Here is a 25,168-nt window from a genome sequence, read left to right on the forward strand (position 1 = left end):
TGGAAGCTTCACCGCGCGTATCAGGCCGTACAACCACAAAGCCCTGTCTGCATTCGGCCACTCAACCCGCTTGAAAAAAAATTCCAATGCGGCAATATTGCCTTATGGTGCTGTTCGGGGGGCACGATCCGAATTAGGGAGTTCTTAAGCAGCGACCCGCTAACTGGGCGGAGACGGCTGCTGTCGCGTTTTCCCGGACAGGTGTTTGTGTAAAGGAGACTACCAATGACCCATCACGTCGATGTCCATGTGGGCAAACGCGTCCGGCATCGCCGCTGGCTGATTGGCATGACCCAACAGCAGCTGGCGCAGCAAGTTGGTATCAAGTTTCAGCAAATCCAGAAATACGAAACAGGTGCCAACCGGATCAGCGCGTCTCGCCTTTGGGACATTGCCGAGGCATTGGATGTTCCGGTCAGCTTCTTTTTCGAAGGCCTGGAAGAGGCGCAGAAATCTGACGCCGACAAGAAATCGGTTCCCGCAGATCTGATGGGCGACAAAGAAGCGCTCGATCTCGTGCGGTCGTATTACGCGATCCCGGAAAATCAGCGTCGCCGCCTGTTCGAACTGGCGCGCGTGCTCAGCGACGTCGCCTGAGATAATCGACTTGACTTCGCGGGGTTGTGACCGCACGGGTAAGCCATGCAGCACTCCCCACTCAGCGACCTAGAGATTGCCGAAGAAATGGCCGACGCGGCGCGAGCGGCCATTCTTCCTTTTTTCCGCCAGACAAATCTGGAAACCGACAACAAGCTCGATGGCGGGTTCGATCCGGTCACCGTTGCGGATCGCGCGGCGGAACAGGCCATGCGCGCCGTTCTGGTCAAGCACCGTCCCGACGACGGCATTTTCGGTGAAGAGTTCGGGCAGAGCGCAGGCACCAGTGGACGCGTCTGGGTTTTGGACCCGATCGACGGCACGCGTGGCTTTATCAGCGGCACGCCGACCTGGGGCGTTCTCATCGCCCTGAGCACCGAAACCGGCCCGATGCTGGGCGTGATCGATCAACCCTATATCGGCGAGCGGTTCGTTGGCGGCGGCGGGCAGGCCTTTGTCAAAGGCCCCGTGGGCCAGTCCAAGCTGGGCACCCGCGATACACGCAGGCTGGATCAGGCGATTGTGTTTACCACCTTCCCTGAGGTGGGAACCGAGGCCGAAGGGCAAGCCTTTCGCGCCGTGTCATCGCAAGCGAAACTGACACGCTATGGGATGGACTGCTATGCCTATGCGCTGCTGGCAGCCGGGCAGATTGATCTGGTGATCGAGGCCGGCCTGAACGCCTATGACATCCAAGCCCCAATCGCCGTGATCGAAGCCGCAGGCGGCATCGTCACCGATTGGCAGGGCAACCCCGCGCATGAGGGCGGGCGCGCACTGGCGGCCGCCACCCCCGAACTCCACGCTGCCGCGCTCGAGATCCTGCGCACGTATTGACCGACTTGCCGCGCGCCTGCGGCACACGTAAACTGTACCCGGCTGGTTCTTACGCCCGTTTTCCACCAGCCCCGCACTTCACGCATGAGACGGGCCTGTGCGGGAGTGCGAAAATGACCGAGACCCTGATCCGAAACGCCGATCTGATCGTCACCATGGACGACACGCGGCAAGAGCTTGCGGGCGCTGATCTGCTGATCCGAGATGGCAAGATTGCACAGATCGGCCAGAACCTGACCACCAGCGGAGAGGTTCACGATGCCTCGGGCTGCGTCGTGACGCCCGGCTTGGTCAATACCCACCACCACCTCTACCAAACCCTGACCCGCGCCGTGCCCGGCGGGCAGGACGCGCTGCTGTTCGGCTGGTTGCAAACGCTCTACCCGATCTGGGCGCGCTTCGGCCCGGAAGAGATGTTCGTCTCGGCCCAGATCGGCCTCGCGGAACTGGCGCTGTCGGGCTGCACGCTCAGTTCCGATCACCTCTACCTCTACCCCAACGGCGCGCGGCTCGACGATACGATCCACGCCGCCGCCGAACTGGGCCTGCGCTTCCACCCGACACGCGGCGCGATGAGCATCGGCGAAAGCAAAGGCGGCCTGCCACCCGATGCACTGGTCGAGGCCGAAGCGGCCATCCTCGACGATATGATCCGCGTCGTCGACGCCTTCCACGATCCGTCCGAAGGCGCCATGTGCCGTGTCGGGCTCGCCCCTTGCTCTCCCTTCTCGGTCAGCCACGATTTGATGCGCGATACGGCGCTGCTGGCGCGCGACAAGGGTGTGATGCTGCACACCCATCTGGCAGAGAACGACGAAGACATCGCCTATTCGCAAGCCAACTTCGGCTGCCGCCCCGGCCAATACGCCGAAGACCTCGGCTGGACTGGCCCTGACGTCTGGCACGCCCATTGCGTCAAGCTGAACAGCTCCGAGATCGATCTTTTCGCCCGTACCCGGACCGGCGTCGCCCACTGTCCCTGTTCCAATTGCCGCCTCGGCTCGGGCATCGCCCCGATCCGCGCGATGCGTGACCAAGGCGTTCCGGTCGGCTTGGGCGTCGACGGCTCTGCCAGCAACGACAGCAGCAATCTGATGGCCGAGGCGCGGCAGACCATGCTGTTGCAACGGGTCGCCAACGGCGCGAATACCATGTCCGGCCGCGAAGCGCTTGAGATCGCAACGCGCGGCGGCGCAGATGTGCTGAACCGCCCCGATTGCGGTCGCCTGATGTCGGGCAAACGTGCGGATATCGCGATCTGGGACATAAGCGGTATCGAAACCGCAGGCAGTTGGGACCCGGCAGCCTTGCTGCTTGCCGGGCCAACACGCGCCAAACACCTTTTCATCGAAGGCCGCCAAATCGTCCGCGATGGGCAGATCACCACAATCGACCTGCCCAAAGTGATCGAAACCCAAAACCGCCTCGCGCGCATCCTTGCGGCCTAGCGGGTCCGCCCTTCATCTGGCCAAAAATATCCCCGCCGGAGGCATGCGCCCCCGGCGCATTCCCTTCACGCAGCCGCCCGAGCGCCACCGATCCAGACATCCGCCACAGCCCGATCATCCCCCATCATGATCGTCGGGAACACCGCTTCCCACAGCGCATCCGCGCGCGCCTCGCGCTGGGCAATCGCCGGGGTCGAGGCGAGGTCAAGCACAACCAGATCCGCCTCCATCCCCACCGCGACATTGCCGATGCGGTCGTCCAAATGCAGCGCGTGGGCGGACCCAACGGTTCCCAACCACAACAGCTGCGCCGGATGCAGCGGAGCCCCCCGCAACTGCCCGATTTCATAAGCCGCCGCCATCGTCCGCAACATCGAAAAACTGGAACCGCCGCCGGTGTCGGTCGCCAACCCCACGCGATGGCCCTCGCGCATCAGGCCCTCCATGTCGAACAGGCCCGAGCCGATGAACGTGTTCGAGGTCGGGCAATGGATCAGCGCAGCCTCCATCTCGCGCAGCCGGTCCCGCTCGCGCGGCTCCAGATGGATGACATGGCCGTAAAGCCCGTTTTTGCGCAGCAGTCCAAACTGCTCATAGGTGTCCAGATAGTCCCGCGCGTCGGGAAAAAGGGACCGGACCCATTCGATTTCGTCCGTCTGCTCACACAGATGGGTTTGCATCAGACACTGGGGGTGCTCGCCCCACAGCGCGCCCATCGCCTCCAGCTGCTCGGGCGTCGATGTCGGCGAAAACCGCGGCGTGATCGCATAAGACAGCCGGTCGAGCCCGTGCCATTTCTCCAGCAGGGCCTTTGATTGATCATAAGCCGTCTGCGCGGTGTCCCGCAGCCCCTCGGGCGCATTTCGGTCCATGCAGGTCTTGCCCGCCACCACCCGCTGGCCGCGCGCTTGGGCCGCCGAGAAAAATGCATCAACGCTCTCGGGGTGAATGGTGCAAAAGCTGCACATCGTCGTGGTGCCATGGGCGGCGGTCAGGTCCAGATAACGGTTGGCGATCTCTGCGGCATAGGCCGGGTCGCCGAACTTCATCTCTTCGGGGAACGTATAGCTGTTCAGCCAGTCGATCAGACGTTTGCCCCAGCTGGCGATCATCGCGGTCTGCGGATAATGCACATGCGGATCGACAAAACCTGCCATGATCAGATGGCTGCCATAGTCGGTCACCTTGGCCTCAGGATGCGCCCGCAAGAGGTCGGAGGCCGTGCCCACCGCCGCAATGCGCCCGCCTTCGATCACCAGCGCCTCATGCACCGTTGCCGCCTCGGTCGGCTCGCCTTCGAATGGCGAGCTATCAAAGCTCAGTACGCGCCCTTTCAAAAGCGTCTTTTGCGCCATTTGCCGTATTCTCCGCCTGTTTGGGACCGCTCAGCAGCATAGGGGGGCGAAACTTGCGGGTAAATCCAAGCATTGTCATTGTTTTCCGGTAGCTGCTTCTTCTATCTAGAAGCAATCGCGCGGAACGAAGGGGCAGAGCATGACCACAGGCATCGACGAAGCCGGACACGATCAGCCCCGGGATGAACACGCCTATGCGCTGGATCCGCGGGCCGTTGCGGCCATCCTCTATACGTTGGATGTCGAGGATCGTGACAAGCTGATCGAGTTGATGGAGCCGCTGCACGCCGCCGACATCGCCGACCTTCTGGAACAGATCAACCCCTATGACCGCGCCCGGCTGATCCGTCTGTACGACAAGGAATTCGACGGCGATATCCTGTCGGAACTGGACGAATCCGTCCGGGAAGAGGTGATCAGCGTTCTGAAACCGGACGTTCTGGCCGAAGCCGTCCGTGACATGGAAAGCGATGACGTCGTCGACCTGCTGGAAGACCTCGAAGAGCCGCAACAGGAGACCATTCTGGACGCGCTGGAGGATTCCGAACGCATCGCGGCGGAACAGGCGCTGTCCTACCCCGAAAACTCGGCGGGCCGCCTGATGCAGCGCGAGGTCGTCATGGCGCCCGAACATTGGACCGTGGGGCAGGCGATCGATTTCATGCGGGCCAATGACGATCTGCCCGAGCAGTTCTATTATGTCATTCTGATCGACCCGCGTCTGAAACCGGTGGCGCAGGTCACGTTGGGCAAGCTGATGGCGGCACGGCGCGACGTGCCGCTGCACGAGATTGCGGATGAAGAGCTGCACAGTATCCCCGTTGATCAGGACGAAGAGGATGTGGCCTATGCCTTCAATCAGTACCACCTGATCTCGGCCCCCGTTGTGGATGGGGATGGGCGATTGGTCGGGGTGATCACCATCGACGATGCGATGGCGGTTCTGGACGAAGAATATGAAGAGGACATGCTGCGCCTTGCCGGTGTGTCCGACGAAAGCTCGATCTCGGACAGTGTGGCGGCGACCAGCAGACGGCGGCTGCCGTGGCTGGCAGTCAATCTGGTCACGGCGATCTGCGGGTCGCTGGTGATTTCGCAGTTTGAAGCGGCAATTGATCAACTTGTTGCACTGGCGATCCTAATGCCCATCGTGGCCTCAATGGGCGGTAATGCGGGCACGCAGTCGCTGACGGTTGCGGTGCGCGCCTTGGCGACGCGTGACCTGACGGGCTCGAATGTGGGGCGTGTGATCCGGCGGGAATTACTGGTCGGGATGCTCAACGGTTTGTGCTTTGCCATCGTGCTGGGCACGGTGGGAATGATGTGGTTCGAGTCTCCGTTGCTGGGTGTCGTGATCGGGTCGGCCTTGGTCGTGAACATGATCATCGCAGGCTTTGCTGGTACGGTAGTACCGGTGGTGCTGGACCGTCTGGGCGTTGACCCGGCGCTGGCGTCGGGGACCTTTGTGACCACAACAACGGATGTCATGGGGTTCTTCATCTTTCTGGGACTGGCCAGCGTGGTGCTACTGTGACCGATACGACCGATCTGACTGAAATCAAAGCTGCCGCGCGTAAAGCGGCCTTTGCCCGCCGCAAAGCCGCCTTTGACGCCCGCCCACCCGGCATGGCAGGACGTTTGTCCGAGGTTCTGGCCGGGCACCGCGGCGTCCCGATCTCGGGTTACATGCCCATCCGCACCGAGATCGACCCGCTGCCCGCAATGGCCGAGGCCGCAGCCTATGGCCCGGTCGGCGTGCCGGTCATTCAGGCCGCAGGCCAACCGCTGCGCTTTTCGCGCTGGACGCCCGAGGGCGTACTGAAGGATGGCCTTTTCGGTGCCAAGGTCCCCGAGGTTGATGACTATTTCGACCCAGAGATCCTGATCGTGCCGCTCGTGGCCTTCGACGCAAAAGGCGGGCGCCTAGGTTATGGCGGGGGTTTCTACGATCGGACCCTGCAAGGTCTACGCGCCAAGCGCCCGACACTGGCTATCGGCTTTGCCTTTGACGCGCAGGAAGACGAAGGCCTGCCGCTGGAGCCGACAGACCAGCCGCTGGACATGGTAGTTACGGAAAGCCGTGTACTGAGTTTCCGGCCCTAGAAGCCAAGCTTATAAAGCCGCCCCGCCACCTTCCGGTGGATCACTGGCGGCAGGATATCTTCAAGCAAGGCGCGCCGGGCGACCTGCTTGTCCCGCTGGTCATGGGTGCCGGGACGGGGCTTGAACAGGGTCGTGTGGGATTTGCGCGAACTGTCCCACGTCGCTGTGTAGTAGTATAGCGCAATGGACTTGCGCGGCTCGCCATCGGGATGGTTCACCGTCTCGGGGTTGCCATGCCAACTGGTCGAGCTGGTGTTGAAAATGCACATCCGGTTGAATTGCGGGACAAATCCCGCGACCTTGCCGGTCATGTCCTCGTTCCAGACCTCGAACGAGCCGCCGTATTCCTCGCGCCAATCCTTGTTCAGATATATCAGCATGTTGACGCGGCGCTCAAGGTTCATCCCGCCGTGATGGTTGAAATCCGCGTGGATATCGAGATGTCCCCCGTTGGATACCACGTGAATGCCACCACCGGCGAAATACGGATCAGGGATCAGTCCCTTGATTCCCGTCAGCTCTTCGAGGAAGGCCAGAACGGGGCGTGAGTTCAGCGCATAGAACAGCTGCCGCGTATAAGGCGGCAGGCGTTCGGGCTGATAGCTGGCTTTCAGCTTCTCCTGCGCGCGGTCAAAGCTGGTTTCGGCCTGCGGAAGCTGTTCGAGATCCTCAAGAACACGCTCCAGAATGGCAGGGTCCAGAAAATTGTCGTAGCCACCGTAAGGAAAGGGCTTCTTCGACTGGTAATCTTCGGAAATATTCTGCGCGGCGGCCCGGGCGTCCTTTGTCGGCAACAAAAGCGTTTCGGGATCAAGGGCAAGGACAGGAGAGGGCATAACACACGACCTAACAATCAAATTAAAATACTGCTGTTATGACAAACTGTGCCGCCGAGCGAAGTCGGGTGTCAACTGTTTCAGCCGTGTCGAATTATCCCGGCAGGCCTTCGGCAGGTGATCGTGAACAATTTGCGGGTGTGATCCATGATTGTTCATGTGGGGTTGACGCAAATGCTGGTCGCGTCTGCAAGGTCTTTCCGGAATTGCTTGCGCTCGGGCGGTGCCGGACATAGGACGGTTTGCATGAAAATTCTCTTTCTGGGTGACGTCATGGGGCGCGCGGGGCGCGCGACCGTACAGCAGCATTTGCCACGTCTGCGCGACGAATGGCGGCTGGATTTTGTTGTGATCAATGGCGAGAATGCCTCGAACGGGATGGGGCTGACCGGGGATCACGCCAAGCTGTTGCTGGATGCAGGGGCGGATTGCGTCACGTTGGGCGATCATGCGTTTGACCAGAAGGACATGCTGCAATTCATCGAGAAAGAACCACGCATCGTGCGCCCGGTGAACTTTGCCAAGGGTGCGCCGGGGCGGGGGCATCGGTTGTTTACGGCTCCGGGCGGGCGCAAGGTTCTGGTGGTGCAGGTGCTGGGGCAGGTGTTCATGAAGCGGCCCTTTGATGACCCGTTCTCGGGCGTCGAACCGATCCTGAAATCGCATCCACGGGGCGGGCAGGCGGATGCGATCATCGTCGATATGCATTGCGAGGCGACCTCCGAGAAGATGGCGATGGGCCATTATTGCGACGGACGCGCCAGCCTTGTGGTGGGCACGCATACCCATGTGCCCACGGCAGATGCCCAGATCCTGCCCGGTGGCACCGCTTATCTGACCGATGCTGGGATGTGCGGAGATTATGACTCGGTCATCGGCATGGATAAACAAGAGCCGATGCGCCGCTTTATCACCGGAATGCCCAAGGCGCGGTTCACGCCGGCCAATGGCGAGGCCACACTGAGCGGTGTGTTTGTCGAAACCGACGACCGGGACGGGCGCGCAAAATCTGTGCAGATGGTCCGCGTGGGCGGGCGGTTGCAGCAGGCAGGTCTCTGAAAAACAAGTCAGGCTTGCTCTGCCGCGCGCAATGCGAGACACTGAGCGTCGGGCGCGCAAGCCAGGTCAGGGTTCGGACAGAATACCAAGAATGCAATTCCTTCAGCTGACAGAAACGGGCAGCGCGGTACTTGCGCTGATGATCGTCGCGGGCATGTTCATCATGTTCCTGCGCGAGGTTTACCCGACCGAGGTCGTCGCCATTGGTGGCGCCGCGCTGATGCTGGCCACCGGCATTCTGCCCTATCAAAGCGCGCTTGCGGTCCTGTCGAACCCGGCCCCATGGACGATTGCGGCGATGTTCATCATCATGGGAGCGTTGGTGCGAACGGGTGCGCTTGATGCGTTCACCACGACTGCGCAGAAACAGGCGCAGGTTAATCCGCGCATTGCCATCGCGCTGCTGATGGGCTTTGTGGTCATCGCCTCGGCGGTTGTGTCGAACACGCCCGTGGTGGTGGTGATGATCCCGGTCTTCATCCAGATCGCGCGGACGCTGGACGTTCCGGCCTCGAAGCTGCTGATCCCGCTCAGCTACGCCGCGATACTGGGGGGTACGCTGACTCTGATCGGAACGTCGACCAACCTGCTGGTTGATGGTGTGGCGCGTGCGCAGGGTATGACGGCGTTTACCATTTTCGAAGTGACGCCACTGGGCATCGCGCTGGTCATCTATGGCATGGTCTATCTGCGCTTTATCGCGCCCCGCCTTCTGCCTGATCGCGGCAGTATGGCCGAGATGCTCAGCGACCGGTCCAAGATGAAGTTCTTTACCGAGGCGGTTATCCCCCCGGAAAGCAACCTGATTGGGCGCGAGGTCACTGGCGTTCAGCTGTTCAAACGCCCCGGTGTGCGGCTGATCGACGTGATCCGCGGCGATGACTCGCTGCGGCGCAACCTCAAAGGGGTCGAGTTGCAGGTGGGCGACCGGGTCGTGCTGCGGACCGAGATGACCGAACTTCTGAGCTTGCAGAGCAACAAGGAACTGAAGCGCGTCGATCAGGTTTCGGCGGTTGAGACCAAGACGGTCGAGGTGCTGATCACGCCCGGATGTCGGATGGTCGGGCGGACGCTGGGCGCGATGCGTCTGCGGCGGCGCTATGGTGTTTACGTTCTCGCGGTGCATCGGCGGAACCAGAATATCGGGCGTCAACTGGATGCGCTGACTGTGCGCGTGGGGGATACGCTGCTGCTGGAAGGTTCGCCCGCAGATATTCAGAAGCTGGCCGCCGACATGGATATGGTCGATGTCACCCAGCCCTCGGCGCGGGCGTTTCGGCGCAGTCATGCACCGATTGCGATCGGGGCACTGATCGGGATTGTTGCGTTGGCCGGGCTTGGGGTTGCGCCGATCCTGCTGCTGTCGGTCATCGCTGTTGCGGTGGTCCTGTTGACCCGATGTATCGACGCGGACGAGGCGTTCTCGTTCGTCGAGGGCCGCCTTTTGGCGCTGATCTTTTCAATGCTGGCCATCGGTGCCGCGCTGGACAAGTCCGGGGCGGTGTCGCTAATTGTCGAAGCGGTCGCCCCTGCGCTGGGCATGTTGCCGCCCTTCCTGATCATCTGGGCGGTGTATCTGCTGACTTCGGTCCTGACCGAGTTGGTGTCGAACAACGCGGTCGCCGTGGTTGTCACACCCATCGCGATTTCACTGGCGCAGGCGGTGGGGATCGATCCACGCCCGCTGGTGGTGGCGGTCATGGTCGCGGCTTCGGCCTCGTTCGCGACGCCCATCGGCTATCAGACCAACATGATGGTGTATGGCCCCGGCGGATACCGCTTTACCGATTTTCTCAAGGTCGGCGTACCCTTGAACCTGACCGTGGGTCTGCTGGCTTCGCTGCTGATCCCGTTCATCTGGCCGTTGTAGCAACCGGCGCGGAATCGCCGACTTGCGGGGCTTGGGTCTTGTAAATGATGATCCGGTCACAATCTTTTTCGTGAAAGACGAATGTGAAAGGATCGGATCATGCCGTTTCCCAAACTCGGACAGGCCATCGTGGCCGGAGCCGTCGTGCTGGCCCTTCTGGGCAGCCAGAGCCATGCCGGATCGGTCAGCGGAACAGCGACCTATCGCGAACGGATCGCCGTGCCGGAGGACGCAACGCTGTATGTCGAGCTTCAGGATATCTCACTGGCTGATGCGCCTGCGGTTACGTTGGCCGCGCAGCGTTATGCATTGACCGGCGTGCCGACTGATTTCGAACTGAGTTTTGATGACGCCCTGATCCGCGATGGCATGACCTACGCCGTCCGCGCCTCGATTGTGCGTGGGGATCAACTGCTGTTCACCACTGACACCGTTCATCCGGTGCTGACCCGTGGGGCCGGTGACAAGACCGATCTTGTGCTAGTACAGGTCAGCGGTCAGGGCACCGCCACGCTGGAAGACACCAACTGGACCGCAATCGGCATCAACGGTGGTATCATCAACGCCGAACGGCCGCCGCAACTGTCGTTCACGCAGGGCGGAGCCTTCAACGGGTTCGGCGGCTGCAACCGGTTCATGGGGCAGGCCGAGTTGTCGGGTGACAGTCTTGAATTCCCGGATAACATGGCTGCCACCTTGATGGCCTGCCCGCCCGGAATGGAAGAGGTCGAGGATCAGTTCTTTACCGCCCTTCAGGGCGTGACCACCTATGCGGTGGCGGGTGACAGTCTGGTCCTGCTGGATGCCTTGGGTGAGCCGGTTCTGAAATTTATCCGCACGCCATAGTCAGGCCACGGCGCGCGAGCGCCCTGCGTTGCGGCCCGAGAAGATGCAGCCGCCTAGGAACGTGCCCTCAAGTGCGTTGTATCCATGGTAGCCGCCGCCGCCAAAGCCCGCGACCTCTCCGGCCGCGAACAGGCCGGGGACGACCTGACCGTCGGCACCGATCATCTGGCTGTCGAGGTTGGTCTGCAACCCGCCCAGCGTCTTGCGGGTCAGCACATGCAGCTTGACCGCGATCAGAGGACCGTTTGACGGATCGAGGAACTTGTGCGGCTTGGCCGTGCGGATCAGCCGGTCGCCGCGATAGTTGCGCGCCGCGAGGATCGCCATCATCTGCGCGTCTTTCGAGAACGGATTGTCGACCTGCGAATCCCGCGCCTCGATCTGGGCGCGCAGATGTGACTCGTCGATCAGGCCTCCGCCCATTTGGTTCATGCCGGTGACCAGCTCGGTCAGGGTGCGGGCGACGACGAAATCCTCGCCCTTTTCCTTGAACGCCTCGACCGGGGCCGTGGCCTTTGAGCCGGACAGGATGCGCTGACGGATCACCTCTTTCCAACTGCCCGAGGTGAAATCGGGGTTCTGTTCAGACCCCGACAGGGCGAATTCCTTTTTGATGACCTTCTGCGTCAGGACAAACCAGCTGTATTCATGGCCGGTTTTCAGGATTTCCTGCAGCGTGCCCAGCGTGTCGAACCCGGGCAGGCAGGGCGGTTGCAGCCGATTGCCGCGCGCATCGAACCACATGGAACTGGGGCCGGGCAGGATGCGAATGCCATGGGCAGGCCAGATCGGATCCCAGTTGCGCACGCCTTCGGTATAGTGCCACATCCGATCGCCGTTGATTACATGCCCGCCCGCCTTTTCGGTGATCGGAATCATGCGGCCATCCACATGGAACGGCACGCCCGCCACCATGTCCTTGGGCGGCTCACCCAGCCGGTCGCGGGGCCAGTTCTTGCGCACCATCTCGAAATTGCCGCCGATCCCGCCCGAGGTGACGATGACCGAGGGCGCGTAGACCTCGAACTCGCCCACCTCATCGCGGTTGGTCTTGCCGCCGCGCTGGGCGGTGTCATCGGCCAGAACCTCTCCGGAGACGCCTTTGGCGCAGCCGTTCTGCATGATGATATGGCTAACCTGATGGCGGAATTTCATCTGGATCAGCCCGGCGCTGACGTGTTCTTTGACCCGCCGAATGAAGTGTTCCAGCACACCCGGACCGGTGCCCCAGGTGATGTGAAACCGCGGGACCGAGTTGCCGTGACCATCCGCATAAGACCCGCCGCGCTCGGCCCAGCCCACGACCGGGAACCAGCGCAGGCCCATCTCATGCAGCCACGGGCGCATCTCTCCGGCGGCGAATTCGACATAGGCCTGCGCCCATTTGCGGGGCCATGTGTCCTCGTCCCGGTCGAACTGCGCGCTGCCCATCCAGTCGCGCAGGGCCAGATCGTGGCTGTCGCGGATGCCCATGCGGCGCTGTTCGGGGGTGTCGACCATGAACAGACCGCCAAGGCTCCAGAACGCCTGCCCGCCGAGGAAATGCTCGGGCTCCTGATCCACGATGATCACTCGCTTGCCACGATCACCCAACTCTGCCGCCGCCGCCAGACCGGCAAGCCCGCCGCCGACCACAATCGCGTCTGCTGTGTTGTTGGTCATGGGCTGTCCTTTCAGCGGCTGCGGAACCAGAGGATGAAGGGGGTGACGACCACATACATGGTGATCCCGTAGACAGCGGCCGGCACGGCCAAGGGGCTGAAACCGGTGGTCGTGCCGGTGATCAGCGCCGCCAGCGTGATCCCCATCGCCGAGTTCTGAATGCCGGTTTCGACCGAGATGGTCTTGGCCTCACCCCAAGGCAGCTTGGCTGCGCGTGCCAGTCCCAATCCGGCCAGCAACAGGAATATGTTCAACGTGATCAGGGCCGCCCCGATCGAGCTGAGATTGGTAATGAAAAACTGCCAGTTGCCAGCCAGCGCGGCGGCAACGATCAGAACGAACAGAACCGACGCAAGCGTCGACAGCGGGCCGTCGATCCGTATTGCAAAGCTTGTCGCAAAGCGGCGAATGCTGACACCGATGGCGACGGGCAGGGTGGTGATCAGGAACAGTGCTGTCGCCAGTGCGCTGATAGATACATCGGGTGCCGCCTCACCCATGAAATGGTCGATGGACCACGCAGCCAGTACCGGGACGGTCACGATGGACAACAGGCTGATGACGGCGGTCAGGCTGACCGATAGGGCCACATCGCCTTTGGCGAATTTCGCCAAGATGTTGCTTGTCACCCCACCGGGGCAGAAACTGAGCAGCATGACCCCCACGGCAATCTCGGGCGGCAGGGCGAACAGTTTGACGGTGACAAACGCGGCCAGCGGGATCAGCAGCACCTGACTGATTGCGCCGATGGCAAAGGGGTAGCCTCGGGTCAGGACGCGGCGAAAGTCGGCGACCTCAAGCCCGACGCCCAAAGACAGCATGATAATGGCCAGCGACAGCGGCAGGCCAACATTGATTAGCAGGTCCAAAAACAACTCCTCCCAAGGCCGTTCGGGCCAGCCTATGCGAGGGGTTGTGGATCAGGCAACCGCTCCGTTAGGTCACCCGTAGCGTTGCGCGAACCGGCGCAGGATTTCGCCTGGCTGGGTGACATCGGCGGCGTGGCACATATCAATCAGCGACTGCGCATCTTCGGGTGGGAAATAGCCGTGATCCTTGTAGATATGGATGCGTTCTTCGAAATCATGCGCATCGGCCTCGGGGTGGAACTGGGTGGCATAGACGTTCTGCCCCCAGCGGATCATCTGGAATGGGCAGGGGTCCGAGGCCACCAGATGTACGCAGCCATCGGGCAGGGATTGCACGGCTTCTTTATGGCCGACAAAGGCCTCGAATTCCGGCTGCAGGCCAGCGGTCAGCGGGTCTTGCGCGCCTTCGTCGGTCAGGCGGCAATCGGATGGTCCAACCGGCTCGCCATATTGCCGCTTGCTCACGTCGCCACCCAGATGCGCGGTCAGGATGCCCAAACCATAACAGCAGCCCATGAATGGATGATCTTGCCCAGTGATCTGCGGCATCAGCCCCATGATCGCTCCTTCGATTTTTGCGTCCAGCGCAGATTTGCCGGCCGGATCGTCACTGACGCAGCCCGGCCCGCCTCCCACGATGACACCGGCATAGTCGGTGACGTCCAGCCTCTCGGGCAGGTCCTCGCAATCCAGTCGGATGCGGTGGGTTTGCGCAGGCGTCAGGCCGGTCTTGTCCAGAATCGAGGCATATTCGGCATCCGAGGCATCGGTTTCCGGACGTAGTTGCAGGATCAGAAAGCGTTTCATGCGCTGCCTTTACCCATCAAAGCGGCCAGAACACAAGGATCGAGGGGATCGAGACCGCGATGATCAGAACCTCAAGCGGAAGGCCCATGCGCCAGTAGTCACCGAAATGATAGCCTCCGGGACCAAGCACCAGCGTGTTGTTCTTATGCCCGATGGGCGTGAGGAACGCCGCCGAAGCCGCCACGGCCACCGTCATCAGGAACGGATCGGGTGAAACCTCAAGCGTGCGGGCCATCTGGATTCCCACGGGGGCAGCGACGATGGCGGTTGCGGTGTTGTTAAGCACATCCGACAGGGTCATGGTGACCACCATCAGCACGGTCAGGATGGCCCATGCGGGTAGGCCGTTTGTCAGTTGGATCAGCGCGTTGGCGATCAGCTCGGTCCCGCCCGAGGTCTCCAAGGCGCTGCCCAGTGGGATCATGGACCCAAGCAGAACCACCACGGGCCATTCGATGTGATTGTAGATATCGGCGATGGGCATGATCTTGGTCAGCACATAGGCCACCACCACCAGACCCAAAGCGATGGGCAGATAAATCAGCCCGATACTGGCGGCCAGTACGGCGGCGGCGAACAGGCCAATCGCCAGCCACGCCTTGTCATTGGCCGTCACGTTCAGGCCCCGTTCGGCCAGCGGCAAACAGCCCAGCCACTCGGTCACATCGGCGCTTCGGTCGCGTGGGCAGAGCAGCAGCAGGATGTCCCCGGCCTCAACCTCGGTCTTGCGGACCTGTTTGGTGATGCGCTGCCCTTGACGCGAGATGCCCATCAGCACGGTGCTTTGCCGCCATGCCAGCCCAAGCGCCTGCGCCGTGCGCCCGGTGATGCGGGCGCTTTCGGGGACGACGACTTCGATCACCTCAAGCCCGTCGCCCTCGGCGGTCAGAACTTCCTGTCTGCGGGTGTCTGAGAAATTGAGGTTCAAAGCGGCCCGGAATTCATCCAGCGCCTCGGGCCGCGCCTCAAGCACCAGCGCGTCGCCTTCGTGCAACGTGGCGTGGGTCGAGCGCCCATAACGGCGCTTGCCGTCCCGGATCAGGCCGATGATCGCGACGTCGGATTTCTCGGCAGCCTCATAGAGTTCGCTGACCCGCTTGCCGATATGGGGCGACTCGGGCGGGATGGTCAACTCGGCAATGTACTCGGCGAGCACCTCGGATGTTTCCTGCTGCACGCCGCGATTAGGGATCAGACGCCAGCCGATCAGCGCGACGAAGGCCAGACCGGAGATGGCCGCAATCCCGCCTACAGGGGCGAAATCGAACATATGAAACGGCTCACCCAGCGTTTCCGCCCGGATCGAGGCGATGATGATGTTCGGCGGCGTCCCGATCAGCGTCGCCATCCCCCCAAGGATCGTCGCAAAGCTGAGCGGCATCAGCGACAGCCCGACCGGGCGGGCCGCCTTGCGCGCGGTCTGGATATCGACCGGCATCAACAGAGCCAGCGCCGCGACGTTGTTCATGAAGGCCGACAGAACCGCTCCGATCCCGCCCATCAGCGCGATGTGGGCGCCGAGCCCCCGCGAGGCATCGACCAGCGTTCGTGTGATCATGAACACCGCGCCCGAGCGCACCAGACCGGCCGAAACCACCAGCACCAAGGCGACAATGATCGTGGCGGGGTGTCCAAACCCGGCAAAGGCACTGTCTACGGGCACCACGCCCAGCGTCACCGCGATCATCAGTGCGGTGAAGGCCACAAGGTCGTACCTGAAGCGCCCCCACAGGAGCATTCCGAACACAGCGATGAAAAGGGAAAAAAGAATGATCTGATCTGTCGTCATACCGCCACCATAGCCTCCGGCGCGGGTCGGGCAAGCCGGTCTCTTGATCCCATCCCCTGCAAACGTCTATATGAGCGCCGAACACGCAAACATGATGACGAGGACGCACCATGGCAGGCCACTCCAAATGGGCCAATATCCAGCACCGCAAGGGACGTCAGGACGCCGCGCGGTCCAAACTGTTTTCCAAGCTGTCGAAAGAGATCACTGTGGCCGCCAAGATGGGCGACCCCGATCCCGACAAGAACCCGCGCCTGCGTCTGGCGGTGAAAGAGGCCAAGTCGAACTCGGTCCCCAAGGACGTGATCGACCGTGCGATCAAGAAATCGGTTGCGGGCGAAGGCGACGAATACGAAGAAATCCGGTATGAGGGCTATGGCCCCAACGGCGTCGCCGTGATCGTCGAGACGATGACCGACAACCGCAACCGGACGGCCTCGACCGTACGGTCTACCTTTTCCAAGAATGGCGGCAATCTGGGTGAGACAGGCTCGGTCGGGTTCATGTTCGACCGGAAGGGAGAGGTTGTCTATCAGGCGGATGCCGGTGACGCGGACACGATTTTCGAAGCCGCGATCGAGGCCGGGGCCGAAGATGTCGAAAGCTCGGAAGATGGTCACATTATCTGGTGTGCGGATACCGACCTGAACGATGTGTCCAACGCGCTTGAAGAGGCGCTGGGCGAATCCGAATCCACCAAACTGGTCTGGAAACCCACCACCACGACCGAGTTGGGTCTGGAAGACATGCAAAAGCTGATGAAGCTGGTCGACGCGCTGGAAGATGACGATGACGTGCAGCGCGTGACCACGAACTTCGAGGCCACGGACGAGGTCATGGCGCAGCTTTGATGTGGCGCCAGACCTAAACCAGAAAACCCGGCCCCCGAGCCGGGTTTTTGCGTTTTCAGGGGGGCTTGGCCCGCAAAGTTTGCCCCTATACAGTTCTTTCCAACAGGGAAAACACCGCGATCCACGCGGCATAGGGCAAACGCAGATGGCATCCAAAACAACTGATCCGGGGCGGCGCAATGTGCCGGTTCTGGCCGGGCAAAGCATCCTGTCGCAGGTGGCGTGGACGCTGGGCAGCCCCTCGGTCGTGCTGCCGTTTCTGGCGGTGTCTCTGGAATTGCCGATGTTTCTGGCCGGGGCGCTGGTGTCGATCCGCATGGTCGGCAGCATGATCTCGGACGTAGTCTTTGCCCGCCCCATCGCCGCGCAGGCGCGCAAGAAACGCGGCATTGCACTGACTGAAATAGGCATTGGGGGCTGCCTATTGATGGCCCTGCTGATCGCGGCCACGGGCAGCGTGACACTAACGGCGATTGCCTTTGTGGCCGCCTTCTTCCTGATCGGGTTGATCGAAGAAAGCCAATCCCTGATGCTGTCCGACCTGTTCGGAGATCACCTGAAGTCGAAATCCCGGATGATCATCCATTACGTCCAGCTTGGGGCAGGGGGGCTGGGTGCGATCGGGCTGGCGTTGCTGCTGCACGAGATCACCAAAGAGAACCCGCCCTTCTCGCGTCATTCGGCAGTGATCATCGCATCGGTTGTGTTCTTCCTGTTCTCGGCGCTGTGCATTCTGGGCATGGCCGAAATCGCGCCCAAGGACAAAAGCTCGCAACCGGATAAGAGACCCCGCCAATCCCTGCGCGAAATCATCTCGGGCATCGTCAGCATGTTCGAACAGCAGTGGTTCCGGCGCTATATGGTGATGCGCCTGCCGCTGGTCGTTGTCGCCCTATCCGTTCCGTTCTTCGCATTGATCGCGGCCGAGGCGCATCACACGTCAGCCAAAGGGTTGACCGCGATGATCATCTCATCCGCGTCGGGTTATCTGGTCTCGGCCCCGTTGTGGCAGGTCGTGAACCTGAAATCCCATCGTGCGGTGATGGTGACTGGCAACCTGATGGTCGCCGTGACTGGGATCGTATTGTTGAGTTTTCACTATCTGAACCTCGATCACGCGATCCATCTGCACGCCATCTCGCTGTTCGTAGTTTCGGTCGCGGCCACCGGGATCGCCAGCGCGCGCAAGCTGTATTTTCTGGACGTGGCCCCAAAGGATCAGCGCGTGCAGGGGGCGGCGGCGATCAAGGCGATCTGCCGGCTGGCCGGGGTGATCCTGTCGGCGGCGATGGCGGGCGTGGCGCATCTGCACGAGGTCGCCTCGGCCATCGTGTTCATCGTGCTGGTCAGTTTCTGGGCGGCCTTTGCCTGCTATCGCATCGTGCAGCCGCCAAAACCTGCGGTGTCGCAGGCCTAACCCGGCGGGATCAGCGCGTCAGCCGCCGCGCGCCGCACCGCCTGTGTCAGCGGGGCCAGCGCCGGGGCCAGCACACGGCCAATCTGCCATGTCAGCGCGACATCCAGCGGGGCGTTGGGGAGGACCTCGACCAGCCGCCCATCCGCGATTGCGGCACGCACCAGCCCCTCGGGGTTCATGCCCCATCCCAGCCCGGCGATGGCGGCTTCGACAAAGCCCTGCGATGAGGGCAGGAAATGCGAGGGCGAAGAGATCCGGCTGCCCGTATGCGCCGCCAGCCATGTCTTTTGCAGATTGTCCTTGCGGTTGAAAATCAGGCACGGCGCACGGGACAGGGTGTGGTCCGAGACACCGTAGGCAAACCACCTACGCATGAAGTCCGGGCTTGCGGTTGGCAGGTAGCGCAACGTTCCAAGCGCCAGCGCGTCGCATCCCGTGACCGGCTGGCCGCCGACCGTGATCGCGGCGCTGACCTCACCCCGCCGCAACCAGTCGGCGGAATGGTCCTGATCGTCGATGACCAGATCGAACAGCATTTCGTCGGTCTGCGCCATGGCATAGACGAACCACGTGGCCAGAACATCAGCCGGAACCGCCACCCGCACGCGCGCCGAGCCCGCGCGCTGATCCAACGTGATCTCGCGCGACAGTTGCGCTTCAAGCAGGCCGATATCCTCGGCGTGCCGGGCAATGCGCAACCCCACAGGGGTCCCGGTGCAGGGCGTGCCGCGATTGATCAAGGCGGCACCCACCCGATCCTCGAGCGCCTTGATCCGTTGCGAGATGGCCGAGGGCGTCACCGCCAGTTCTGCCGCCGCCGCGTCAAAGCTGCCATTGCGCAGGATGGCGGACAGGGCGGACAGGTGATGCGGGTCGAGCAGCATTAGCAAAGCTTAATATCAGTTAATATCTTTAATTTGATAGGGCTTCCCGCGGCCTGTAGTCAACGGTGCAGACACATAAGGAGGTCGCATGTTCCCATCCATGATCGCGGGGTTCGCCCTGGGCTTCAGCCTGATCCTTGCCATCGGGGCCCAGAACGCCTTTGTTCTGCGGCAGGGGCTGCGGCGCGAGCATGTCTTTGTGCTGTGCCTGACCTGCGCGGTCTCGGATGCGATCCTGATCGCCGCCGGGGTCTCGGGCTTTGGGACGCTGGCGCAGGCGGTGCCGTGGTTTGAGACCGTGATGCGCTATGGCGGTGCACTGTTTCTGACATGGTACGCCCTGCGCAGCTTCCGGTCCGCACTGCAGGGGGGCGCGGCGATGGAGCTGGGCGGGGGGCAAGTCACCAGCCTGCGCGCGGCACTGCTGACTGTGCTGGCCTTCACCTGGCTGAACCCGCATGTCTATCTGGATACGGTTGTGCTGATCGGCTCGATCTCGGCGCAATATGATGACCGGCTGGCCTTTGGAATTGGGGCGGTGACCTCAAGCTTTGTGTTTTTCTTCTCGCTGGGCTACGGCGCGCGGATTCTGTCGCCTGTGTTCACCCGCCCGCGCGCGTGGCAGGTGCTGGATGTGGTGATCGGCGTGGTCATGCTGCTGATCGCTGCGAAACTTGTTATCATGTGAAGGGTTGTTCCCGGCAGGAATCCGGTGTTCAACCTTCTGTATGACGTCACCCGACCATAGCTATCGCCCCCTGACCGGCATGTTCTGGATGCTGGCGGCAGGTCTGTCTTTTGTGGGCATGAATGCGCTGGTGAAAATCCTCGGGACCAGCATGAACCCGATACAAGCGGCGTTCCTGCGCTATGTGTTCGGGCTGGTCTTCTTGCTGCCCGCCCTGCGCGCGATCCTCGACACCCCTCTGACGCGCCGCAGCCTGGCGCTGTTCGGCCTGCGCGGGGTGATCCACGCCATTGCCGTCATGCTGTGGTTCTTCGCCATGACCCGCATCCCTCTGGCCGAGGTGACGGCGATGAACTACCTGACCCCGGTTTACGTGACGCTGGGCGCGGCTTTGTTTCTGGGCGAAAAACTGGCCTTTCGCCGGATCGCCGCCATCGGTGTGGCCCTGATCGGAGTGCTCATTATCCTGCGCCCCGGTTTCAAAGAGGTGCTGCCCGGCCATCTTGCGATGCTGGGTACAACGCTGGCGCTGGGCGGGTCCTACCTGCTGGCCAAGGTGCTGGTGCGCGACATCCGGCCTTCGGTCGTGGTGGCGCATCTGTCGATCTGGGTGACGCTTGCGCTGATCCCCTTCGCCATCGCCGTGTGGCAGCCGCCCAGCCTGCGCGACATGGGGATTTTGTTCGTCGTCGCCAGTTTTGCGACCGCCGGGCATTACTTCATGACGCTGGCCCTGCAGGCGGCTCCGGTGGCGGTGACGCAGCCGGTGACCTTCCTGCAACTGATCTGGGCGACGCTGCTGGGCACGCTGGTGTTCCACGAACGTATCGACATCTGGGTGATCGCCGGAGGTACGCTGATCCTGGGCGCGCTCAGCTTCATCACCTGGCGCGAAGCCCGGATCATGCGCAGGCCCCCGACACCCGCGCAAGGGTCTGAAAGCCCGCCCGCTGCGCGTTGAAAAAGGTTATTGATTGACGGGTCAATAAAAACGCCTTAGCTTTTCTGCATCAACAGATGTGGCAGAGGGGCAGAGATGCCGAAACTGGGAATGGAACCGATCCGGCGCGATGCGATCGTCAAGGCGACGATTGCCGAGCTTGGCGTGCAGAAATCCCTCGACGTGACCGTCAGCCAGATCGCCAAACGCGCAGGCATGTCCAGCGCGCTGGCCCATCACTATTTCGGCGGGAAAGAGCAGATTTTTCTGGCCGCAATGCGCCGTATCCTGTCGGATTTCGGGGCCGAGGCGCGGGTTCAGCTTGATGCCGCCGAACCGAAGGAGCGCGCACAGGCGATCATCCGCGCCTGTTTTGCCCCGTCCTGCTTCACGCCAGACGTAATCGCCGCGTGGATGACCTTTTACGTGCTGGCGCAAACCAACGACGACGCGCTGCGCCTTTGGCAGATTTATCAGGGCCGCATCCGGTCGAACCTGATCCACGCCCTGCGCCCGCTGATGCGGGATCCGGTCGAGGCGGCGGAAGACATGATCGCGCTGATCGATGGGCTCTATATCCATGCCGCCCTGAACGCCCCGCAAGAGCCGCAACTGGCCGTAAACCACGCCCTGCGCGTCCTGACGACCTTTCTCGAGGCCGAAAAATGACACAACCAAACATTCTGATCCTGATGGTGGATCAGCTGAACGGAACCCTTTTCCCCGACGGTCCCGCAGACTGGCTGCATGCGCCGAACCTGAAGAAGCTGGCCGAGCGATCGACCCGTTTTGTCAACGCCTACACCGCGTCGCCCCTGTGCGCGCCCGGTCGGGCCAGTTTCATGTCCGGCCAGCTGCCCTCGCGCACCGGGGTCTATGACAACGCGGCCGAGTTTCGCAGCGATATCCCTACCTACGCCCACCACCTGCGTCGTGCGGGATACTACACCTGCCTCAGCGGCAAGATGCATTTCGTCGGCCCCGACCAGATGCATGGGTTTGAGGATCGCCTGACCACCGACATCTATCCCGCCGATTTTGGCTGGACGCCCGACTACCGCAAGCCGGGTGAGCGGATCGACTGGTGGTATCACAACATGGGTTCGGTCACCGGCGCGGGTGTTGCCGAAATCTCGAACCAGATGGAATATGATGACGAGGTCGCCTATCACGCCAAGGCCAAGCTCTATGATCTGGCGCGCGGCAAGGACGGTCGCCCGTGGAGCATGACGGTCAGCTTCACCCATCCGCATGACCCATACGTGGCGCGGCGCAAATACTGGGACCTCTATGAGGAGTGCGCGCATCTGGAGCCTGAGGTCGCGGACCTCGGCTATGACAATCAGGACCCGCATTCCAAGCGGATTTTCGATGCCAATGACTGGCGCAGCTTTGACATCACAAGGGAAGACATCCGCAAATCCCGCCGCGCCTATTTCGCCAATATCTCGTATCTGGATGACAAGATCGGAGAGATACTCGAGGTGCTGGAGACCACGCGGCAAGAGGCGATCATCCTCTTCGTCTCGGATCATGGCGACATGCTGGGGGAGCGCGGTTTGTGGTTCAAGATGACCTTCTATGAAGGTTCGGCGCGGGTGCCCCTGATGATCTCGGCCCCGAACCTGCCAGCGGGTCGCGTCGATACGCCGGTGTCCACTATCGACGTAACGCCCACGCTTGGGTCGCTGGCCCGTGTCGACATGGGGGAAATCGCCCCCTGGACGGATGGCGAAGACCTTGTGCCGCTGGCGCAGGGCGTGGAACGCACCGCGCCGGTGGCCATGGAATATGCCGCCGAGGCATCCTATGCCCCGCTGGTCTCGCTGCGTTATGGCAAGTGGAAATACAACCGCTGCGCGCTGGACCCGGATCAACTGTTCGACCTCGAGACCGATCCGCATGAACTGACCAACCTTGCAGACCACCCCGAACACGCAGGCACCCTGCAAACCCTGCGCGCCAAGTCTGAAGCCCGTTGGGACCTTGACCGCTTTGATGCTGAGGTCCGCGCCAGCCAGGCCCGACGTTGGGTGGTCTACGAGGCGCTGCGGCAAGGGGGCTATTACCCGTGGGACTACCAGCCGCTGCAGAAAGCGTCGGAACGCTACATGCGCAACCACATGGACCTGAACACCGTCGAGGAAAGCCAGCGCTTTCCGCGTGGCGAATAACTTCTTCATCTTTTTAAAAATACTCCCGCCGGAGGCGCAGAGATTTTTCGACGAAAAATCTTGCCCCGCGCGGAACCGGAGACACGAGCATGGAAGCAGATTTTGTCATCGTAGGCGCAGGGTCCGCTGGCTGCGCGATGGCCTATCGGCTGAGCGAGGCCGGTGCCTCGGTTCTGGTGGTCGAACATGGTGGCACCGACGCGGGGCCGTTCATCCAGATGCCCGCCGCGCTCAGTTATCCGATGAATATGTCACGCTATGACTGGGGCTATAAATCCGAGCCCGAACCGCATCTGAATAACCGTCGTCTGGCCTGTCCCCGGGGGAAGGTGATCGGCGGGTCATCCTCGATCAACGGGATGGTCTATGTGCGTGGTCACGCGCGCGACTTTGACACCTGGGCTGAGATGGGCGCGGATGGATGGTCTTATGCCGACGTGCTGCCCTACTACAAACGGATGGAGACCTGGCACGATGGCGGCCACGGGGGCGATGCCACGTGGCGCGGGACCGACGGACCGTTGCATGTTTCTCGCGGTCCGCGCGAGAATCCTCTGTTCAAGGCCTTTGTCGATGCCGGGCAGCAGGCCGGATATGAGGTGACCGGCGACTATAACGGTGAAAAGCAGGAGGGCTTTGGCCCGATGGAGCAGACCGTCTGGAAAGGGCGGCGCTGGTCAGCGGCCAATGCTTATCTCAAGCCCGCGCTCAAGCGGGACAATTGCGAGGTTGTCCGGGGCTTGGCGTCGCGTGTCGTCATAGAAGATGGGCGGGCCACCGGAGTCGAGCTGATCCGCAGCGGCAAGCGCGAGCTCATTCGGGCGCGGCGCGAGGTCGTTCTGGCGGCCTCGTCGATCAATTCGCCCAAGCTGCTGATGCTGTCGGGCATCGGACCGGCGGCGCATCTGGCCGAGCATGGGATTGAGGTGGTCGCGGATCGGCCCGGTGTTGGGGCGAACCTTCAGGACCATCTGGAGCTCTATATTCAGCAGGCTTCGTTGCAGCCTATCACCCTCTACAAACACTGGAACCTGCTCAGCAAGGGGATGATCGGGGCCCAGTGGCTGTTTACCAAGACGGGTCTCGGGGCCTCGAACCAATTCGAAAGCGCGGCTTTCATTCGCTCGAAGCCGGGTGTGGAATATCCCGATATTCAGTATCACTTCCTGCCCATGGCGGTGCGCTATGACGGGCAGGCGGCGGCCGAGGGGCACGGGTTTCAAGCGCATGTGGGACCGATGCGATCCCCGTCACGCGGCGCGGTGACCTTGCGCTCGGCGCGGGCCGAGGACGCGCCGGTGATCCGGTTCAACTACATGAGCCATGAAACGGATTGGGAGGATTTCCGGACCTGTATCCGCCTGACCCGTGAGATTTTTGGGCAGGAGGCGTTCAAGCCCTTCGCAGGCAAGGAAATCCAGCCCGGCGACGCGGCCCAGACCGACGAGGAATTGGACGCTTTCATCGCCGAACATGCCGAAAGCGCATATCATCCCTGCGGAACCTGCCGGATGGGGCGGGCGGATGACAAACATGCGGTGGTCGATCCGACCGGGCGCGTGATCGGGGTGAACGGGTTGCGCGTCGCAGACAGCTCGATCTTTCCACAGATTACCAATGGCAATCTGAATGCGCCTTCGATCATGGTGGGCGAGAAGATGTCGGATCATCTTTTGGGCAATGACGCGCTGCCCAAAGCCAATGACCGGCCATGGATTCACCCGGACTGGGCGGTGGCGCAACGCTGAGGCCGGGGGTCGGCAAAAGAGCTTGAATTACAGGCGTATTTCGCCGCGGACTTGATCGCTGTCAATGCAATTTCCGGCCGCTTTCTTTAGTCTTCGGGCGTAACGCCAACAAAGGAGCGCACAGGATGACCCACACCCCGCATGAGCTGGCTGAAGAGTTCCCCGACAAGATTGATTTGATGAGCCGGCTCAAGCAAACCGATGCGCATTTCGCACGGCTTTCAGACGAATATCACGAGGTTAACCGTACCGTGCACCGGGCCGAAATCAATGTCGATCCGATTGATGGTCTGGCGGAGATCGAGTTGCGGAAAAAGCGGGCGGCACTCAAGGACGAAATCTGGACGATTTTGACAAAAAGCTGAGGGCTGGGCGGGGGCTCTGCCCC

At 61.9% G+C, this 25,168-nt stretch carries 23 protein-coding genes; 16 read left to right on the plus strand and 7 right to left on the minus strand.

Going from position 1 to position 25,168, the window contains the following annotated elements:
• The first annotated feature begins 225 nt into the window (after positions 1-225).
• The 3 genes from ACR1XV_RS10720 (at position 226) to ACR1XV_RS10730 (ending at position 2,882) form a co-directional block, all read left to right on the plus strand.
• Complete coding sequence (locus tag ACR1XV_RS10720; RefSeq protein WP_170343628.1) at positions 226-597, plus strand: helix-turn-helix domain-containing protein; 372 nt, start codon at positions 226-228, stop codon at positions 595-597.
• Between the two features lie 45 nt (positions 598-642).
• Complete coding sequence (gene hisN, locus ACR1XV_RS10725) at positions 643-1,434, plus strand: histidinol-phosphatase (RefSeq protein WP_480531092.1); 792 nt, start codon at positions 643-645, stop codon at positions 1,432-1,434.
• Positions 1,435-1,547: 113 nt separating this feature from the next.
• Entirely contained in the window at positions 1,548-2,882 is a 1,335-nt protein-coding gene (locus tag ACR1XV_RS10730; RefSeq protein WP_480531094.1) for an 8-oxoguanine deaminase, read from the plus strand.
• Positions 2,883-2,947: 65 nt separating this feature from the next.
• On the opposite strand, the gene guaD is transcribed toward ACR1XV_RS10730, so the two are convergent.
• Positions 2,948-4,237, minus strand: coding sequence for a guanine deaminase (guaD, locus tag ACR1XV_RS10735; RefSeq protein WP_480531096.1), 1,290 nt, complete (start codon positions 4,235-4,237; stop codon positions 2,948-2,950).
• Between the two features lie 139 nt (positions 4,238-4,376).
• On the opposite strand from guaD, the gene mgtE reads away from it, so the two are divergent.
• Entirely contained in the window at positions 4,377-5,771 is a 1,395-nt protein-coding gene (mgtE, locus tag ACR1XV_RS10740) for a magnesium transporter (RefSeq protein WP_480531098.1), read from the plus strand.
• Complete coding sequence (locus ACR1XV_RS10745; RefSeq protein ID WP_480531100.1) at positions 5,768-6,340, plus strand: 5-formyltetrahydrofolate cyclo-ligase; 573 nt, start codon at positions 5,768-5,770, stop codon at positions 6,338-6,340. The genes mgtE and ACR1XV_RS10745 overlap by 4 nt, the downstream gene beginning before the upstream one ends.
• On the opposite strand, the gene ACR1XV_RS10750 is transcribed toward ACR1XV_RS10745, so the two are convergent.
• Positions 6,337-7,176 (minus strand): 2OG-Fe(II) oxygenase, encoded by an 840-nt coding sequence (locus ACR1XV_RS10750; protein WP_480531102.1) that lies wholly within the window; start codon positions 7,174-7,176, stop codon positions 6,337-6,339. The genes ACR1XV_RS10745 and ACR1XV_RS10750 overlap by 4 nt on opposite strands.
• A gap of 246 nt (positions 7,177-7,422) precedes the next feature.
• On the opposite strand from ACR1XV_RS10750, the gene ACR1XV_RS10755 reads away from it, so the two are divergent.
• The 3 genes from ACR1XV_RS10755 to ACR1XV_RS10765 all read left to right on the plus strand — a co-directional run bounded on the left by ACR1XV_RS10755 (position 7,423) and on the right by ACR1XV_RS10765 (position 10,951).
• Complete coding sequence (locus tag ACR1XV_RS10755) at positions 7,423-8,235, plus strand: TIGR00282 family metallophosphoesterase (RefSeq protein ID WP_480531104.1); 813 nt, start codon at positions 7,423-7,425, stop codon at positions 8,233-8,235.
• Between the two features lie 91 nt (positions 8,236-8,326).
• Positions 8,327-10,105 (plus strand): SLC13 family permease, encoded by a 1,779-nt coding sequence (locus tag ACR1XV_RS10760; RefSeq protein WP_480531106.1) that lies wholly within the window; start codon positions 8,327-8,329, stop codon positions 10,103-10,105.
• Between the two features lie 99 nt (positions 10,106-10,204).
• On the plus strand, positions 10,205-10,951 hold the full coding sequence (locus ACR1XV_RS10765) for a YbaY family lipoprotein (RefSeq protein WP_480531108.1): 747 nt from the start codon (positions 10,205-10,207) through the stop codon (positions 10,949-10,951).
• On the opposite strand, the gene ACR1XV_RS10770 is transcribed toward ACR1XV_RS10765, so the two are convergent.
• The 4 genes from ACR1XV_RS10770 to ACR1XV_RS10785 form a co-directional block, all read right to left on the minus strand.
• On the minus strand, positions 10,952-12,613 hold the full coding sequence (locus ACR1XV_RS10770) for an FAD-binding dehydrogenase (protein ID WP_480531110.1): 1,662 nt from the start codon (positions 12,611-12,613) through the stop codon (positions 10,952-10,954).
• Positions 12,614-12,624: 11 nt separating this feature from the next.
• Positions 12,625-13,482, minus strand: coding sequence for a bile acid:sodium symporter family protein (locus ACR1XV_RS10775; RefSeq protein ID WP_480531112.1), 858 nt, complete (start codon positions 13,480-13,482; stop codon positions 12,625-12,627).
• A gap of 72 nt (positions 13,483-13,554) precedes the next feature.
• Positions 13,555-14,289 (minus strand): glutamine amidotransferase, encoded by a 735-nt coding sequence (locus ACR1XV_RS10780; protein WP_480531114.1) that lies wholly within the window; start codon positions 14,287-14,289, stop codon positions 13,555-13,557.
• A gap of 16 nt (positions 14,290-14,305) precedes the next feature.
• Positions 14,306-16,078 (minus strand): SLC13 family permease, encoded by a 1,773-nt coding sequence (locus tag ACR1XV_RS10785; RefSeq protein WP_480531116.1) that lies wholly within the window; start codon positions 16,076-16,078, stop codon positions 14,306-14,308.
• A gap of 110 nt (positions 16,079-16,188) precedes the next feature.
• Here ACR1XV_RS10785 and ACR1XV_RS10790 point away from each other — a divergent pair, with 110 nt between their 5' ends.
• Both ACR1XV_RS10790 and ACR1XV_RS10795 read left to right on the plus strand, forming a co-directional pair.
• Positions 16,189-16,929, plus strand: a complete 741-nt coding sequence (locus ACR1XV_RS10790; protein ID WP_170352472.1) for a YebC/PmpR family DNA-binding transcriptional regulator — start codon at positions 16,189-16,191, stop codon at positions 16,927-16,929.
• Between the two features lie 145 nt (positions 16,930-17,074).
• Positions 17,075-18,346 carry a permease gene (locus ACR1XV_RS10795; RefSeq protein ID WP_480531118.1) on the plus strand — a complete coding sequence of 424 codons (1,272 nt, stop codon included), beginning with the start codon at positions 17,075-17,077 and terminating at the stop codon, positions 18,344-18,346.
• Here the strand turns inward: ACR1XV_RS10795 and ACR1XV_RS10800 are convergent.
• The gene (locus ACR1XV_RS10800; RefSeq protein WP_480531120.1) at positions 18,343-19,230 is read right to left on the minus strand and encodes a LysR family transcriptional regulator ArgP; all 888 of its coding nucleotides are present in this window, start codon (positions 19,228-19,230) and stop codon (positions 18,343-18,345) included. The genes ACR1XV_RS10795 and ACR1XV_RS10800 overlap by 4 nt on opposite strands.
• Positions 19,231-19,318: 88 nt before the next feature.
• On the opposite strand from ACR1XV_RS10800, the gene ACR1XV_RS10805 reads away from it, so the two are divergent.
• From ACR1XV_RS10805 to ACR1XV_RS10830, 6 genes are all read left to right on the plus strand, one after another.
• Positions 19,319-19,918, plus strand: a complete 600-nt coding sequence (locus tag ACR1XV_RS10805) for a LysE/ArgO family amino acid transporter (RefSeq protein ID WP_480531122.1) — start codon at positions 19,319-19,321, stop codon at positions 19,916-19,918.
• Between the two features lie 40 nt (positions 19,919-19,958).
• Entirely contained in the window at positions 19,959-20,879 is a 921-nt protein-coding gene (locus tag ACR1XV_RS10810; protein ID WP_480531124.1) for a DMT family transporter, read from the plus strand.
• A 75-nt stretch (positions 20,880-20,954) separates the two neighbouring features.
• Positions 20,955-21,527, plus strand: a complete 573-nt coding sequence (gene betI / locus ACR1XV_RS10815) for a choline-binding transcriptional repressor BetI (RefSeq protein WP_480531126.1) — start codon at positions 20,955-20,957, stop codon at positions 21,525-21,527.
• Positions 21,524-23,032 carry a choline-sulfatase gene (gene betC, locus ACR1XV_RS10820; protein ID WP_480531128.1) on the plus strand — a complete coding sequence of 503 codons (1,509 nt, stop codon included), beginning with the start codon at positions 21,524-21,526 and terminating at the stop codon, positions 23,030-23,032. Before betI ends, betC begins: the two co-directional genes overlap by 4 nt.
• An 89-nt stretch (positions 23,033-23,121) precedes the next feature.
• Positions 23,122-24,780, plus strand: coding sequence for a choline dehydrogenase (gene betA / locus ACR1XV_RS10825; protein ID WP_480531130.1), 1,659 nt, complete (start codon positions 23,122-23,124; stop codon positions 24,778-24,780).
• A gap of 125 nt (positions 24,781-24,905) precedes the next feature.
• A complete protein-coding gene (locus tag ACR1XV_RS10830; protein ID WP_480531132.1) occupies positions 24,906-25,145 on the plus strand; it encodes an HP1242/YdcH family protein in 240 nt (79 codons plus the stop codon).
• Positions 25,146-25,168 lie beyond the last annotated feature (23 nt).

The organism is Ruegeria sp. AD2(2025), from assembly GCF_056542385.1.